This window comes from Nocardioides aquaticus (assembly GCF_018459925.1).
GTDB lineage: Bacteria > Actinomycetota > Actinomycetes > Propionibacteriales > Nocardioidaceae > Nocardioides > Nocardioides aquaticus.
In genome coordinates, this window is the sequence record NZ_CP075371.1 from 2905033 (window position 1) to 2920280 (window position 15248).

The 15248-nt window shown below is 64.7% G+C and carries 6 protein-coding genes; all 6 read left to right on the top strand.

The features are described from left to right. The first annotated feature begins 261 nt into the window (after window positions 1–261). Genes mads2 through mads8 form a run of 6 tightly spaced genes read left to right on the top strand, consistent with a single transcriptional unit; the run spans window position 262 to window position 15148 of the window. On the top strand, window positions 262–2403 hold the full coding sequence (gene mads2, locus ENKNEFLB_RS14145) for a methylation-associated defense system DNA methyltransferase MAD2 (RefSeq protein ID WP_214055994.1): 2142 nt from the start codon (window positions 262–264) through the stop codon (window positions 2401–2403). Beyond that, window positions 2400–3824 (top strand): methylation-associated defense system restriction endonuclease subunit S MAD5, encoded by a 1425-nt coding sequence (mads5, locus tag ENKNEFLB_RS14150; protein WP_214055995.1) that lies wholly within the window; start codon window positions 2400–2402, stop codon window positions 3822–3824. Before mads2 ends, mads5 begins: the two co-directional genes overlap by 4 nt. Continuing rightward, window positions 3824–8086 (top strand): methylation-associated defense system protein kinase MAD6, encoded by a 4263-nt coding sequence (mads6, locus tag ENKNEFLB_RS14155; RefSeq protein ID WP_214055996.1) that lies wholly within the window; start codon window positions 3824–3826, stop codon window positions 8084–8086. The genes mads5 and mads6 overlap by 1 nt, the downstream gene beginning before the upstream one ends. Continuing rightward, window positions 8077–8904, top strand: coding sequence for a methylation-associated defense system protein MAD7 family protein (locus ENKNEFLB_RS14160; RefSeq protein ID WP_214055997.1), 828 nt, complete (start codon window positions 8077–8079; stop codon window positions 8902–8904). The genes mads6 and ENKNEFLB_RS14160 overlap by 10 nt, the downstream gene beginning before the upstream one ends. Beyond that, entirely contained in the window at window positions 8889–9716 is an 828-nt protein-coding gene (locus ENKNEFLB_RS14165) for a methylation-associated defense system protein MAD7 family protein (RefSeq protein ID WP_476703687.1), read from the top strand. Before ENKNEFLB_RS14160 ends, ENKNEFLB_RS14165 begins: the two co-directional genes overlap by 16 nt. After that, window positions 9713–15148: a methylation-associated defense system ATP-binding protein MAD8 gene (gene mads8, locus ENKNEFLB_RS14170; RefSeq protein WP_214055999.1), complete on the top strand. Its 5436-nt coding sequence runs from the start codon at window positions 9713–9715 to the stop codon at window positions 15146–15148. Before ENKNEFLB_RS14165 ends, mads8 begins: the two co-directional genes overlap by 4 nt. Window positions 15149–15248 lie beyond the last annotated feature (100 nt).

Here is a 15248-nt window from a genome sequence, read left to right on the forward strand (position 1 = left end):
CGCCAATCGCCTGCGGCGGCTTCTGCATCGACGTTTGCGATTCTCTGTGGTGACCGTTGGCCACGAGGCGTCCGTCCAGGTCTGTCGCCCAAGCGCTGGCTGCGGCGGCCCTCCGGGTGCGAGTCAGCAGCGCCACCCTGCCCCAGGCGGCAGCGCGCCGCACTTCGATCTGCGTCGGCCGATTCGGCTCGTCTGACATCCCTCGCTCAGCAGGACGATAGGTTTACGTGGCCGCCTGCCGCATGTCGATGGGGGTTGCCCGTGCTGGCCGAATCTGAGGATGTGGATATGCCCTTGAGCGAATCGCTGGCGAGTGAGGTGATGGAATCCCAAGTCCATCACCTCGATGACGGTCACGTCGTTGACTTCCTCAGGAACATTCCGGTTAGGGACACCCCCAAGGAACAGGTCCGGCAACGGATCATGCGCGTGCTGTTCCACGAGTACCAAATCACCCCAGAGGACATGGAGGCCGACTTCCCGATCAGAGCCAACGTGAATGGCAAGGCCCGGACGAAAAAGGTCGACATCGCGATCTTCGCGCCCGGCCAAGAACACACCGCGGAGAACTTGCGTCGGGTCGTGACATGCAAACCCGAACCCAAACGCGCCAAAAATGTCGTCAAGCTCCGCACCCTTGATGAAGCCCGATCTGAGATGGACGAGCTCCAGGCCCTACTCGGTGCCGAAGATCAACCCGAGCGCAACTACGGGATGTGGACCGACAACGTCGACTTCTTCTTCTTGCAGAAGGTCAGCACCCGGTTCGGCGCCGACTATCTTGTGCGCCACGACTGGCCGCTGGCCGACGGCACAATCGGCAGCGGCCAAGCGGCCTCGAACACACAGCTGCGCCGCGCCGAGCCGGAGATGCTCAAGATCACCTTCCGGCGGTGTCACAACTACATCCACGGCAACGAGGGGCGATCCAAGGATGCCGCCTTCTGGCAGGTCCTCTACTTGCTGTTCGCCAAGATGTACGACGAGCGCGCCGCTCGCCAGGGACGGCAGCGCCGCTTTTATGTCTCCATGACGGAGCCTTATGACGACGAGGGCCGTGCTGCTATACGTGAGCGGATCACTGATCTCTTCGAGGACGTCAAGAGGCAGTACGCCGACTCCGGCCTATTTAAGGCCAACGACGAGATTTCCCTCTCCGACCGCGCCCTCGCCTTCATTGTCAGCGAGCTTGCTCCCTACGACCTGGGCCTGACTGACATCGACGCCAAGGGGCTTGCCTACCAAGAGATCGTTGGGACGAACCTGCGTGGAGACAAGGGGCAGTACTTCACACCCCGAGGCGCGGTGAAACTGATGATCGACATCCTCGACCCGCAGGAGGACGAGACAGTCCTTGACCCGACATGCGGCACGGGCGGGTTCTTGCACGCCACCCTTACCCACCTTCACCACAGGATGCAGGCTGAAGACGAGACCCTAGGCTTGCCCGACTCGCCCGAGCAGTCCGAGCGCTACCGCGACCGGTTGCGCAAGTACGCGGACGAGCACCTCTTCGGAGCTGACTTCGACCCGGATCTGGTGCGAGCTACCGCGATGAACATCATGACTCTGGCCGGCACCCCAGGGAACGTCTATTACATGGACTCGCTCGGATTTCCGCGTGGGCACCTCTCAGGTGTCGCGGAGGCGGGCAAGCGGATCCCTCTGGCACGGGACGGCCACCCCGGTGTCGTCGATGTCGTCCTCACGAACCCACCCTTCGGCGCCGACATCCCCATCAGCGACGAGTCCGTACTCGGCGACTTCCGGGCCGGCGTTGCCAAGTCGTGGTCGCGCGACAAGAGAACCGGTCAACTTGTCGAGAGCGCCAACGCGCCAACCTCGATGTCCCCCGAACAGCTCTTCGTCCAGCGCGCCATCGAGTGGCTCAAGCCCGGCGGGCGACTCGGCATCGTCCTGCCCAACGGCATCCTCTCCAACCCCGGCCCCAGCGATGAGGGACTTCGCCGGTTCATCCTCAAGGAGTGCTATGTGCTGGCCAGTGTTGAGCTGCCCGTGGAAACCTTCATCGTGGACGCTAACGTGAACATCCTCACCACACTGCTCTTCCTCAAGCGGAAGACCACCGACGAGAAAATCGCCGAAGAGCTCAACGGCCCCGTCTCTTACCCGATCTTCATGGCGGTTGCCGAGAAGGTCGGATTCGACCGCCGCGGCAACGACCTCTACAAACGCCACCCGAACGGCGACATCGTGATGGAGACATACGAAGAGACCGAGTACATCACCCGCAAGGGCGTGCGCCACACGAAGGTGATCAAGCGCAACCGTCCGGAGATCGACAACGACCTGCCAGTCATCGCCGAAAAGTACGCGGACTTCCGGAGCGTTTATCCGATCCCCGGCATTGACCTGCGGGCCGTCAGAAAGGCTGGGGCATGAGAGTCGCCAGCCTCGATAATCCTGTACGGGTCGACTGGTTTTACGATCAACGCCTGCGGCTTGACCCAGCGCCGTACATTTCTGGTGCACTCGAGGCGCGCAAGCGGCTAGAAGCGTTCCCGAACACCGTCCGCCTTGACAGCGTTACTGCAGGCCACAACGGCGGCATCTTCAACGGGCCGATCTTTCGCCGAATCTATCTCTCCGATCCGGAACATAGTGTTCCATTCCTTGGCAGCAAGGACATGATGACCAGCGACCTCACAGGGCTGCCGCGCCTGAGAAGATCTGACGCCGAATCTGGCAGTCTCTCCTACCTCCGACTGGCGCCCGGGATGACGCTCATCTCATGCTCGGGGTTCTACGCGGGACGGAGATCCTACGTGCGGCCCGACATGGCCAACATCTGGTCCTCGCAGGACGTTCTCAAAGTCGATCCTGACCCAGAAAAAATCAGGTCTGGGTACCTTTACGCGTTCCTCGAAAGCCGATTTGGTGAAGCATTCATCAAGGCTTCAGTTTACGGGTCAGCGGTGAAGCATATCGAGCCGCACCATCTCGCAGACCTGCCCGTGCCGCGATTCGGTGGAGACCTCGAGCAGCAGATCCATGATTTGGTCGAGGAAGGCGCACACCTGCGTGCTGCATTCCAAGCTGGCCTCGATACCGCCACCGAGGACTTGTTTCACAGTGTCGGTCTTCCCGAGCTCATCGACCACCGCTGGCACGACACAGAGCGGGAACTTGGCTTCGCCGAGTCACGCTGGAGCTCGGTTTCGCTACGTGCCCTCAATTACTCGCCCCGTGTGCGGCGTCTGCTTGACGCGATAGGTTCTGTCGAACATACGACCCTTGGCGAGGTTTGTGAGACTGGGCAGCTCGCATCTGGCGTGCGCTTCAAAAGGATCGATGCTGACCCGGACCACGGAGCACGACTGCTTGGTCAACGACAGGGGTTTTGGGCTCGTCCGGAAGGGCGGTGGATCAGCCTGGCGGCGGCTCCGGCCGGTGTCCGCGCGGAGGACGAAACGGTCATGATCGCTTCACAAGGCACTCTCGGCGAGCGCGAGGTCTTTTGCCGCCCAATTTTCGTGACAGGATCGTGGCTCGATCACGTCTATTCGCAGCACTTTCTCCGGGTCGTTAGTGGTGATCCAACCGTGACGGGCGCCTACCTGTTCGCTTTCCTGCGGTCGGAGATCGCGTTCCGGATCCTACGTTCAATGAGCACCGGCGGAAAGCAGCAAGACATCCACGAGAGATTGCGACGCGAGATCCCAATTCCATTGGCGTCACTTGCTGATCGTGAGCGGATCGCCGAGACGGTCCGTCAGGCATACCGCGACCGTGATCGAGCGGATCTGTTGGACGATGAGGCGCGGGACCTGCTGACGCAGGCGGTCGAGGGAGCCGACGCCTGATGGCGAGGATCGTTGCGGTCAGTCCGCCAGTAAACGATGCAGAGCGACGGGTAATCGCACACCTGCGCGACGAGGCACCTGCCGACTGGACGGTCCTGCACTCCCTGGAGATTCCAGACTCCCGGGGCAACCTTTTCGAGGTGGACCTGGTGATTGTCACCGGCCACATGGTCTACGTCATCGACGTCAAGGGCACTTTCGGCCGCATCGACGTGCACGGCAGTCGATGGATGCCTGCGGGTAGGGCCGGCTTTCACACGCCACTGCCGAAACTGCGGGAGAACGCCAAGCGACTTAAGGGACTCCTGGAAACCGCGCACGCTCAACTCTCACGAGTATACGTCGATGCGGCCGTCGTTTTGCGAGCGCCGAATGCACGTCTCGTCGACCACAACACCCCGCAGCGCGACGCCGGGGCGACGGTCAACCTCCAACACCTAGTCGCGCTACTCTCCGACGTCTCCCGGGTCCCGACCGGTGCGTTCGCGGTCGACGACGACATCGAGCGTCATCACGACACGATCGTGGAGGCGGTCGAGAACATCGCGCAGGTGCCGTCAGGACCGCTGCAGTTTGGCAATTGGCTGGTTCTCGAGACCCTCAGCGAAACACAGCACGCCCCGGGCGTCGATGTGGTCGCCGAGTACCGGGCGAAGAACGCCAACGCTGTCCAGGGCTCCGGCACGGTGCGGCTCGTCGTCCGTCGGGCCGACCTGTACGCGGAGAAGGCCGACCGCGACAAGCAGCAGAAGCAGATCGGTGTCGCCTACGAGGCACTCGGCAAATTACCGCCGCACCCCACCATCGTCGGGGTGCGTGACTTCTTCCCCGATCCCGAGGATCGCGGATTCGTCACTGTCTACGACGACATCCCGGGCCAGGCGCTTCGGCTGCACCTAGGTGAGAACGGGACCGAGCCGCTCACCAACGACCGCATGCTTCTGATTCTGCGACAGCTCCTGCTCGGGCTTGCCCACGCCCAGAGCCGCCGTCTCGTACACCGGGCGCTTAGCCCTGCCACCGTCTTGCTGAGTCAGGACGGGCGGGCGATGCTCACCGGTTTCGACTACGCCAAGACGGCTCAACTCCGAACCCACACCGTCGCGCTCGATGCCCACGCTGCTGCTGATAACGCGTACCTCGCCCCGGAAGCGATCGCGAGCCCGAAGAGTATGACTGCGAAGGCGGACATCTACGCCCTTGGTGTGATCGGGTTCGAGATGTTCACTGGGCACCGGCCGTTCTCCTCGATCACCTCCCAGGTGCAGGTCGGCGGGGTGCTGCCGGACAAGGACCTGATCGAGGCCGATGTCCCCGCTCCGCTGCGACACTGGCTTTCCCTGCTCTGCGCCACTAAGCCGGAGGAGCGCCCGGACGCCCGGGAGGCGTTGCGTCGCTTTGACCTCGCGGTCGGTGAGGTGAGCCGACCCAGGCGCAAGGTCGCTGGCGGTGGGGGAAAGCCCCCGACGCCGCCCTCCGGTGGTGCGGTCGCGGCGGACGACGGTGAGGACCGGCGAAATGACCCGAACTACTGGCGTCGGCTGGGGCGGGACTTCCCACTGGGCAGCAAGTACCTGGTCCAGAACAAGCTCGGCAATCCCGGGGCTACGGGGGTCGCGTACCGGGTCTTCGACACGATGCGCAACGTCGACCGAGTCATCAAACTGATCCTGCAAGACGACAACCATCCCCGCGAGCGGGCCCGGCGTGAGGCGGCCGTGCTGGAGCGGCTGCGCGGATCTAGCCATCCCAACGTGGTCACCATGCTGGACGTCGATCTGTTGCCGCCGCCGTACCCGCACCCCTACCTGGTCTTCGAGTTCGTCGCAGGCAAGGATCTCAGCGAAGTCATCAAGGCCGGCACGCTCACGGCGGCCGACGTTCTCCGGATCGGGCTCGACGTCGCCGCCGGGCTCAAGCATTTGCACGAGCTCGACGTGTGGCACTGCGACATCAAGCCCAGCAACCTGCTGTGGACTGAGAGCGGGGTCATGATCCTTGACTTCGGGATCGCCAAGACTCCGGAGACCACCCAGGGCCACACCTCCAACACGCCGCGTTACACCCCACCCGACCTCGATCACGTTCCCGCCAATGCCGCCGGCTATGTCGACCGCGACCTCTACGCCCTCGGCATCACGATGTACGAGGCGCTCACCGGTGCATACCCCTGGGACGGCACCAACACCCCGCCGCCCGCGCGGCCCGCCGAGGACCCGCGCGCACGGTTCACCCTGCCCGAGGACGTCCCGACCAAGCTGGTCGAGACAATCCTCAAGGCGATCGCCGAGCAACGTGGTGAGCGGTTCGGCAGCGCCGAAGAACTCCTGACCGCGCTTCAGGCCGCGGCGCAGCCGGCTCCGGTCGTCACACCCCAGCCGGCGGCCACCCAGCCGCATCCCGGCCTCGAGCCGAAGCGTGTCAACGAATCGACTACGGGGACCAACCCGTTCGTTGCCCATCTGCAGACCCTCTACAGCCAGTCCCGACGCAGTAATCGCGGTACTCGCGGCATGGATGCGGAAGAGTTCCGGGTCTACGTGCCGACCGCCCTCGACCTCGCGCTTACCAAGGCGGTGCTCGACGGGGCGCATTCACTGGTGATCGTCACCGGCAACGCAGGCGACGGGAAGACCGCGTTCCTGGAGAATCTCGCCTCCGAGGCGAGGACGCGAGGTGCAGTCTTCACCTCGGAACGGCCCAACGGCGCCGACTTCGAGCTCGACGGGCGCCGGTTCCGCACCAACTACGACGGCAGCCAGGACGAGGATGGTGTGGTCAGCGACGTCGTCCTGGAGGACTTCTTCACGCCGTTCGCCGGCCGCGACCAGGTGGGCATCCTGACCGGTGAGACCCGATTGATCGCGGTAAACGAGGGCCGCCTCATCGACTTCCTTAGCCATCGCCCCGACAAGTTCGGCGCTCTCGCCACCCAGGTCGACGCCGGCCTGTGCGGCGAGGCCGAGCCCGATGTCGTCGCCGTGGTGAACCTCAACCTCCGCGATGTCACCGTCCGGCCCGCCGACACCGCCAACGGAGAAGGATCCGACGACTCCATCCTCGAGCGCATGCTCGACTCGATGACCCGGCCCGAGTTCTGGACCGGCTGTAACGGATGCGAGCTCTTTGACTCCTGTTACGCACGGCGCAACTCCGCCGCCGCGGCGCAGCCGGTGCTTGGCGACCAAATTAAGGAGCGGCTGCGCCGGGTCTACGAGGTGGCCCAGTTGCGCGGCCGGCTCCACATCACCCTGCGTGACCTGCGCTCCGCCCTCGCCTACACACTCACCTCGGGGCGGGACTGCGGCGAGATCCATGAGCTCTACGTCGCCGGCGATCGTGACGAGATCCTCGCCGGCCATTACTTCAACGCCTACCGCGGTGGCGACCCCGCCCTGGAGCGTGACCGTTTGCTGGTCCAGCTTCGGCAGGTCGACGTCGCCCGACTGCCGCAACCGGTGCTTGACCGCCGGCTAGCCAGTGAAGGGCTGCTCGACCAGCTGCTCATCACTACTAACGGGCCGGCGCCCGAGCGGGAGCTGCTGGACCTTCTTTACGCGGCGGCCTCGGCTCCTGACGCCGCGCCGGGCGCGATGCTTCCGTTCGTGTCGACCGCACGCCGGCTGTCCTACTTCGAGATGCGAGACCCGTCAGACGCGCTGCGGATGCTGCCCTACGCCTCGGTCCAGGCTTTCCTCGACCAGCTCGACGGCCCGGGGCCGGTGCGCACCGGGCAGTTCCTCGCCGCGCTGAACCGCAGCGAAGGCGTGGTTTCCTCGGCAGCCACCGGCGACGGACTCGTGACCCAGGTCCGCGACGTCAACCGCGGCACGGTCCGCAGTCTGCGCCGCTTCCTAGGCGCAGGGTTCCGGTCCGGAAGGGTCGGCACCAACTCGCACCCGTACTTGGAGACCAGGGCAACCGCGCTCCGACTTTCCTACACCGATCCCGACCGCCCCGGCGCCCCCACGGCGGAGCTGCGGATCGGACTCGACCTGTACGAACTCATCGAGCGGTTTCGCCGTGGCTACCAGGCATCGGTCGATGACGACCAGGGCTACGCGCTGGCTTTGACCGTCTTCAAGAACCAGCTCGCCGCTGTCCCTTACCAGGAGGTGCTCCTCACCGTCGACGGCTCGGCGATGCATACCGTGCGTCGCACCGAGGACGGCGTACTCCACCTGACCGCTCACACCGGCCGGGCCGAGACCGAAGAAGACATACACGACATCGTTGCGACCGAGGAGACCGAATGGCGCTAGACAGCAAGGACCGCGCCTTCCGCTGTGACGCGATCAGCCGCATCGACTACAAGACCCTCACCATGGATCGCGTACTGACCGCGTTTCTCGGCCGACTCTGGCACCATGGCGTGCCCAGCCGAATGGCGCGAGCGAACGAGCTCACCGTTGACGACTACGTCTACCTCCTCACCGACGAGGCGTACCAAGACAAATTCGACGGGTTCAACAACAATGAGGACATCTCTCGGCGCTGGGCGGCCACTCACCTGCTCGACCTCGTCAACCGTGGTCGGGTTACCGAAGGGGTCGCTGGCCCACGGCCGCTGCACGGCTTCGCCTACCGGCTGCGTAACAGCCGCCGCTCCCGACCCTACGGCGCCGACGAACAGCTGTACGAGCTTCTCGCCGTTAACGGGACAGCCGTTGAAATGCTCCGGTCGTTCTTCTTCGCCGACATCGACCCCGTCACCGGAAAGCCGGTGCCCGGTCCTGACATCGACGTCGAATCGCAGGCGCTGCTGAGCATGGTCGCCGCCACTCGAGGCGACGCCCAGGACCGTGCCGAGACCACACCGCGAAAGGAGCAGCACCAGCCCTGCCGTCAACCGGCCGACCTGCTCGCAGAAGACGTGCTGCGCCTGCTGCTGCACCGCGAGTTCATGCCGCGGACCGTGCTGGTCGAGCACCTCAAGGTCCTGCTCTCCTTCCATATGGCCCTTTATCACTTGCGGATGTTCAAGCTCATCCCGGCGGCAGTGCGAGGCGCAGCGGTCGACCCGTCCTGCCGGTCTGGCCACCAGCCGGGGGGCAGTGTCCCTACTTGCCACACCTTCTAGTCGACGCCGTCGACTCCGAGGACAGCCCTGCGGCGGCGTACGCGGTCAAGAGCGCCGAGGTGTGGTACGGCCGGATCCCGCAGTTCGTCCGTGGCACCTTCGCCGTACTCAAGCTCACCGACTTCGCGACCGACCTCTCGCGGCACGGCAAGTTCACCATGCGTCGGGCCAAAGAGGATCTGGCGGTTACCGAGGCCGTCGCGCTTCTGGGCGAAAGGTACGCCAAGGACCGCGAGACCTTCTTCGACATGCGGGTACGCCGCATCCTCGACGACGAGGCGGAGCCGCTCGCGCCCGAGCTGCAGACCATCGTCGACCTCGGTCTCGACCGGTTCGACACCTACCTCGAGTTGATCATGCACTACCGCGGTACGTTCCAGCGTAAGTATCTGGTCGACTGCATGGACTCGTTGCTGATGAAGAACCGGCCCGGCCAACTGGTGGCGCAGCCTCGAGGCAAGTCGGGTCTCCGACGCTTCGTTCTGGACTCGCGGCTGCTAGAGGTGCTGCTCCAGGTGAGTCTGGTCCAGCCCGACGAGTCAGGCACGATGCGGACCAAATCGATGCGGGTCGACGAGGTACTCGACCTGCTGCGAACTCGTTACGGCCTCTACATCGACACCCTGCCCGAGGCCGACGGCTTCCACGGCCCCGATCTACTCGACCAAGCCGCCCTGCGCGCCAACAGTGCCGCCTTCGTCGAGCGGCTGAGAGAGATCGGGTACTACCGCGACATGTCGGATGCCTACCTAACCCAGACCGTCACCCCGCGCTTCACCATCGGCGCCACCCGGGAGAGGAGCGGACGATGACGGCAGCATCCATCGGGCTCGTCGAGCCCACGCCCGCTGACCAACGCAGCGCCCTCGAAGATGTCCTGGTCCCCTACCTGCTCGGCCTCCTCACTGACCGGCAGGCGGGACACTGCATGCGGGTCACCGAGCTCGACGAGAACCTCGCCGGCCGGCTCGTGCACCGACTGCGCACCGCGACCCTCCCAGGCACCGTGGTTTGCCTACTCGCCTCCGACCAGGACGCCGCCAGCAAAGAGGACGACGCACTTGTCAGCAGCACCCAGCTAGTCGAGCTACGCAACCGACCGGTCGAGGAGTCCTCCGGCCCGTTAATGGTCTTCGTCCCGCCTGGGTTACGAGCCAGCGCCGAAGACTCCTTCGGGGTGGCGACCTTCGAAGAGGTGGAGATCCGCGACGCCTACGCCCGGCTCCACGAAGAGTTGTTGAACCGGGTGCCCGCTGCTTTACGAGATGGCCTCGACCGTCTGCGTGAGCTGTTGAAGCAGAAAGGTGACGGCCGTGGCAACGACCAGGCTTGGGTGTTCTACGTGCTGACCATCGCCGCCAACGGTTACGAGCCCGAAGCCGCCGGCGCTGCGATCTACTGCTTCGGGCTGGTGCCCGATCTCGGCCTCTTCACCTCCGGCGAAGAGGTCGCCGACCGCGCTAGCCGTAACCGCCTCCAGGTGGACGACCTCAGCCGCACCGAGCTCGATGAACGCCAGCGGGTCCTAGGTCTCGGACTCTCCGATACCAGTTTCACAGCCAAGCTCGCCCGCTTCGCCGGTGAGATCGGTTTGGAAGACCGCAACGTCTGGACCCGGCGGATCATCACCGACCGCGCCAACCGCGACCTCACATTCGACCAGTGGCCCGCCCGCCGCCAGGAAGAGGCGCTCCTGGGCATCGACGTGCGACTCCTCGACCTCCCACACGTCGGCGACAGCGCCGAGCACCTGACGACCTACCCGGTGTTGGAGTCCCTCGCCGGGCAGCCTTACCTCGTCGCCGGTGTCAACGGTGTCAAGACACTGGTCAGCCAGATCGCCGTAGAGCCGGCTCTCACTCCGAACGATGGGCTTCTCAAGCTCCGCGTAGAGGTCGTCTCCGAAGACGGCGGCCCCACCAGCCGGGCGGTCAACGTCGCCGCTGGCGTACGGCCGAGGAGCGATTACAAGGCCACGCTCCGCAACCTCCACAAGGCCGACCTCGACGAAGGGTGGCACTACTTAGAGGTCACCCCGGTAGCCGACGCTGATCGCAGGATCGGCGTCAAGGCCGGTACGGGCCGCAGCGCCGCCTTCTACGTCGTCAAGGCCGACGAGAGCGAGGAACCGCCCGAGACCCGGGCCACCCGCTTCGACAGCGTCGCCCACGCGATAGAGCACTTCGCTTTCGGCCGTATCGCGGAAGGCCGGCGCGCTCGCGACGTGGAGCCAAGTGAGACCAGCTGGGCCGGCACATCTCGCAGCGGCGGATACCTCAGTGCGAACGTCCGCGTCACCGGCGGCGGCAGCGCCGAGATTCGTCTCTCTCGGACGCTTGCCGACATCGAGCGGCAAACCCTGCTCGCTCCACGCGAACTCGGGCTGTGGCAGCTCGGCCTGAGCCAAGGCGGCGCGCCGACCCCGGCGGTCCGGGACGAGGCGGAGTGGGTGGTCGGGCTCGGCGGCGACGCCAAGTCGCGCTTCGCTGACTTCATCACCGCCCGCGACCGACTCTTTGTCGCAATCACGGGTGATCCCGGCGAAGACCCTGAAGCGCTCACTAACCTCGTCGAGACCCGCGATCTCGCGACCCTTGGACCCGACATCAATGCCTACGCTCGTAGCTACCTTGGGCTGATCGAGGCGGGGGCGACCTGGGCCGAGCAATGCCCCCCAAGCGAGCGCGGGGCGTCGCTGAAGGCCCTTGCTGGACTTCAGCAGATCGACGCGATCGCCGTGCGGTACGTCGACGCCCTCGGCTCCTATCACCGACTCCTCCTGGTCGGACCGACGCACCCGCTCCGCCTGCTCTGGTTCTCGGTCTGGGCCGCCGTTGGATCGCAGTGGCGCTCCGACCTTGACGGGCAGGGCAAAGACGCCGCCCAGAACGCGAAGGCCAGCTTCTTCAGCCGCCTCGACTCGCTCGGCTTCCCCTTCGCAGTCCCGCGGCAGAACCGGAACCTCATGGCGACGGTCGGCAACCTGACACCGTTCTGGGCGGCGTTCGTACCTAGCGGGACCGCCGACTCCCACGGGCTCGCCACGCGCGTGGCCGCTGCGCTCGGAGTGCCCGAGACTCCAAGCGGCGGCTCGGGCAGCGACCAGACCGCCCAGATCCTCGCCGACCGCATCGCACGCTACGTCGAGCAGCACTCATACGTGCGCAGCCTTGTGGTCAACGTAGTGAATCCCGGCGACGGGATGCTCCTGGTCGAGGTGCTCCTCGACCTACAGCGCCGCACGCACACCAAGGAACTCACCTACGACCTGCGGCTCTGCGTCCAGGACACCGCGATGCCCGGCATAGGGGAGGCGCTAGCCGACCTAACCAAGTCCGACAGCCGGTTCACCAGTGATGAAGCCGAGGCGTTCGGCGCACGTTTAGGCCACGGGATCCCGAAGATTGCCTACTCGGTGCGCTCCACCCAGGAGTTCGAGCAGAACCCCGACGAGTTCGAAGCACACCTCACCATCTTGATCGACGCGTTCTCGGGCGAGCAGCACGACTCCGGGCCGTTGCAGGAGATCCGCCAGGCACCGGCCCACGGGCTCATCCAGCAGGCAGCCACGGTTTTCGAGACCGATGAGGACGGTGCCGGCGTCACCTGGCGAAAGACCCCTCTATTCGCGCCCGAGCCCGCGATCCTGCGTGAATCCGGCGAACTCGTCGCTGCTCTTGCGCGAACGCTAGCCTTGGCCTCCGCTTCTGTTGCAACCGGCGGCGCCGCCGGACGGTTGCCGACCACATCACTCAGCCTGGACGCCAGCCAGCGCTCGCTACTCCACCAGGCGCATGACACCAGCGACTGGGTCGTCATCATCGACCGCACCCTTGGTCTGGAGTACTTTGACCGAGCCGACGAGCACGGCAGCAACGACTACGTCATCGACTACGTCGCCGGCAAGGTCGGACTCGGCCGTCAGGTGCTGGTCAGCTCCCGCAAGGTCGAAGAATTGCATGCCTTGCTCGGTCCCGTCGTGGTCGATCATGGGATCTCGGTCGACAAACAGCACCTGCGCACCTTCTTCGAACAGATGCGGCTGTTGTCGGGCAGCCTGGCGTTCAAGCTCGCCTCCGCCGTGCGGTCCCAACGCTCGGAAGTGCTCGGTCTCGCGCTGGCGCGGCTCTATCTCGACGGGCAGCGTGCTCTCGGCGACCAGATCGTCGTACCGCTGGACGCCCACCAGAACCTGTACAGCGAGGTCCGGCGCCGCTCCGGTGCGGAGAAATCCCTGCGGCGTACTGACCTTGCGCTGTTCAGCTTCGACGCCAATTCTCGCACCATCACGTGTCGGCTGGTGGAGGTAAAGGGCTATACCTCCGTGCCCGACCTGACCGCGCTGGAACGCCTCCAGAGGACGATCGAGGAACAAATCCGTACCTCCGAGGAGGTGCTTACCGCCCAGTTCGACCCGAACTTCCACGACCCCGATCGGGTCGACCGGTCGGTGAAGAACCTGGAGTTCTCAGCACTCCTCCGCTTCTACCTAGAGCGATCCGAGCGCTACAAGATGGTTGAGCGCTCCGTCAGCACCCACGCTCGGCGTCTGCTGGACACCCTCGACGACGGATTCACGCTGACCTTCCGCAGAGTCGGTCTCATCTTCGACCTGCGAGGCACGGGCAGCGACCCGCACAAGATCGACGGCGTCGAGTTCCACCACATTGGCCGTGACGAGATCGACGAGCTCCTCGACGCCGTGCCGACGGAGCTCGACAGGCCGGGCGACCAGACAGAGCCGTATGCGATTAGCGCCCCGGCACTCACTCGCACCAGGCGCGAGGATGCGGCCTTCAGAGCGCCCAGTCTCGACTCGATCGAAGACGAGCCGGGTGCTGACGAGGCTGACGGGTCTTATGTCTCCCCGACTGTCTCGCCCGAGGTTCCGTCCAAGCCTACGAGTGCAACTGCGGAGGTAATGCCAAGCGACTCTAAAGCAGACGCCATGGACTCTCCTCACGAAGTCAGTGCGACTGGAACTAAAGCGCACCGCGCTCATCCCTCAGACACCGTCTCTGGTGATGCGGCCAGCGAGTTGCATACCGCCCCGCCCATCATGGTGGGCACGACTGGCACATCACCCCAATGGGCGGTGCTCGGTGAGGTCGCCGGTGGGCGGAAGACCGGTCTCGACCTCAACGAGACCCACACCATCAGCCTCTTCGGTGTCCAGGGCGGGGGGAAGAGCTACACCCTCGGCTCCATCATCGAAGGCGCCACTCTGCCCGCCACCGGCATCAACCACCTGCCTAGGCCGCTGGCGACCATCGTCTTCCACTACAGCCGAACCCAGGACTACGCCCCAGAATTCACCTCCATGATCACCGCCAACGACCACGAAGGGCAGTTGGTGCTGCTCCGCGAGCGCTACGGCGCCGAGCCGAAGGCGCTCAAGGACGTCGTATTGCTCGCCCCGGTTGCCCAGGTCGATGAGAGACGCGCTGAGTTCCCTGACATCGACGTACAGCCCTTGCTCTTCGGCTCGGCCGAACTCCAGGCCGCGCACTGGTCCTTCCTCCTCGGTGCTGTCGGCAACCAGGCGATGTACATTCGCCAGCTCAAGCAGATCTTCCGAGCGAACCGGAAATCGCTCAGCCTCGACTCCATCCGCCACGGCGTGAACGCTTCCACGATGGCGGACAGCATGAAGGACCTCGCCTACCAACGCCTCGATTTGGCAGCGGAGTACATCGACGACTCGGTCCGGATCTCTGACTACGTCCGGCCCGGCAGGGTCATCATCGTCGACCTCCGCGACGAGTACATCGAGAAGGATGAGAGCCTCGGCCTCTTTGTCGTCCTCATGCAGCTCTTTGCCGAGGCACAGGACGAAACGGGTCGCTTCAACAAGCTCGTTGTCTTCGATGAGGCCCACAAGTACATCGACAGCTCCGACCTCGTCGAGGTGCTGGTCGAGTCGGTGCGCGAGATGCGACACAAGGGCATGAGCATTCTGGTCGCCAGTCAGGATCCGCCTTCCGTCCCTGTCTCACTCATCGAACTCTCTGACGTTGTGGTGATGCACAAGATGACCTCTCCGGCGTGGCTTAAGCACATCCAGAAGGCCAACTCGGCGCTCTCGACGCTTCGGCCGGAGCAGCTCGCGCGGCTACAACCGGGAGAGGCGTACGTGTGGTCCGGGAGAGCCAATGAGTCTGCGCTCACCCACTCCGCAGTACGAGTCACTCTGCGCCCGCGGGTTACCAAGCACGGTGGCCAAACCAAGACAGCGACTGCTTGATGACAGTGATTCACCGCGCCGAACAGTCAAGTCCCTCGCAGCTCCGTTGGACGCCGCTCAACCAGCTCATCCTCATCGCGCGCAACATCGATCCCGACAA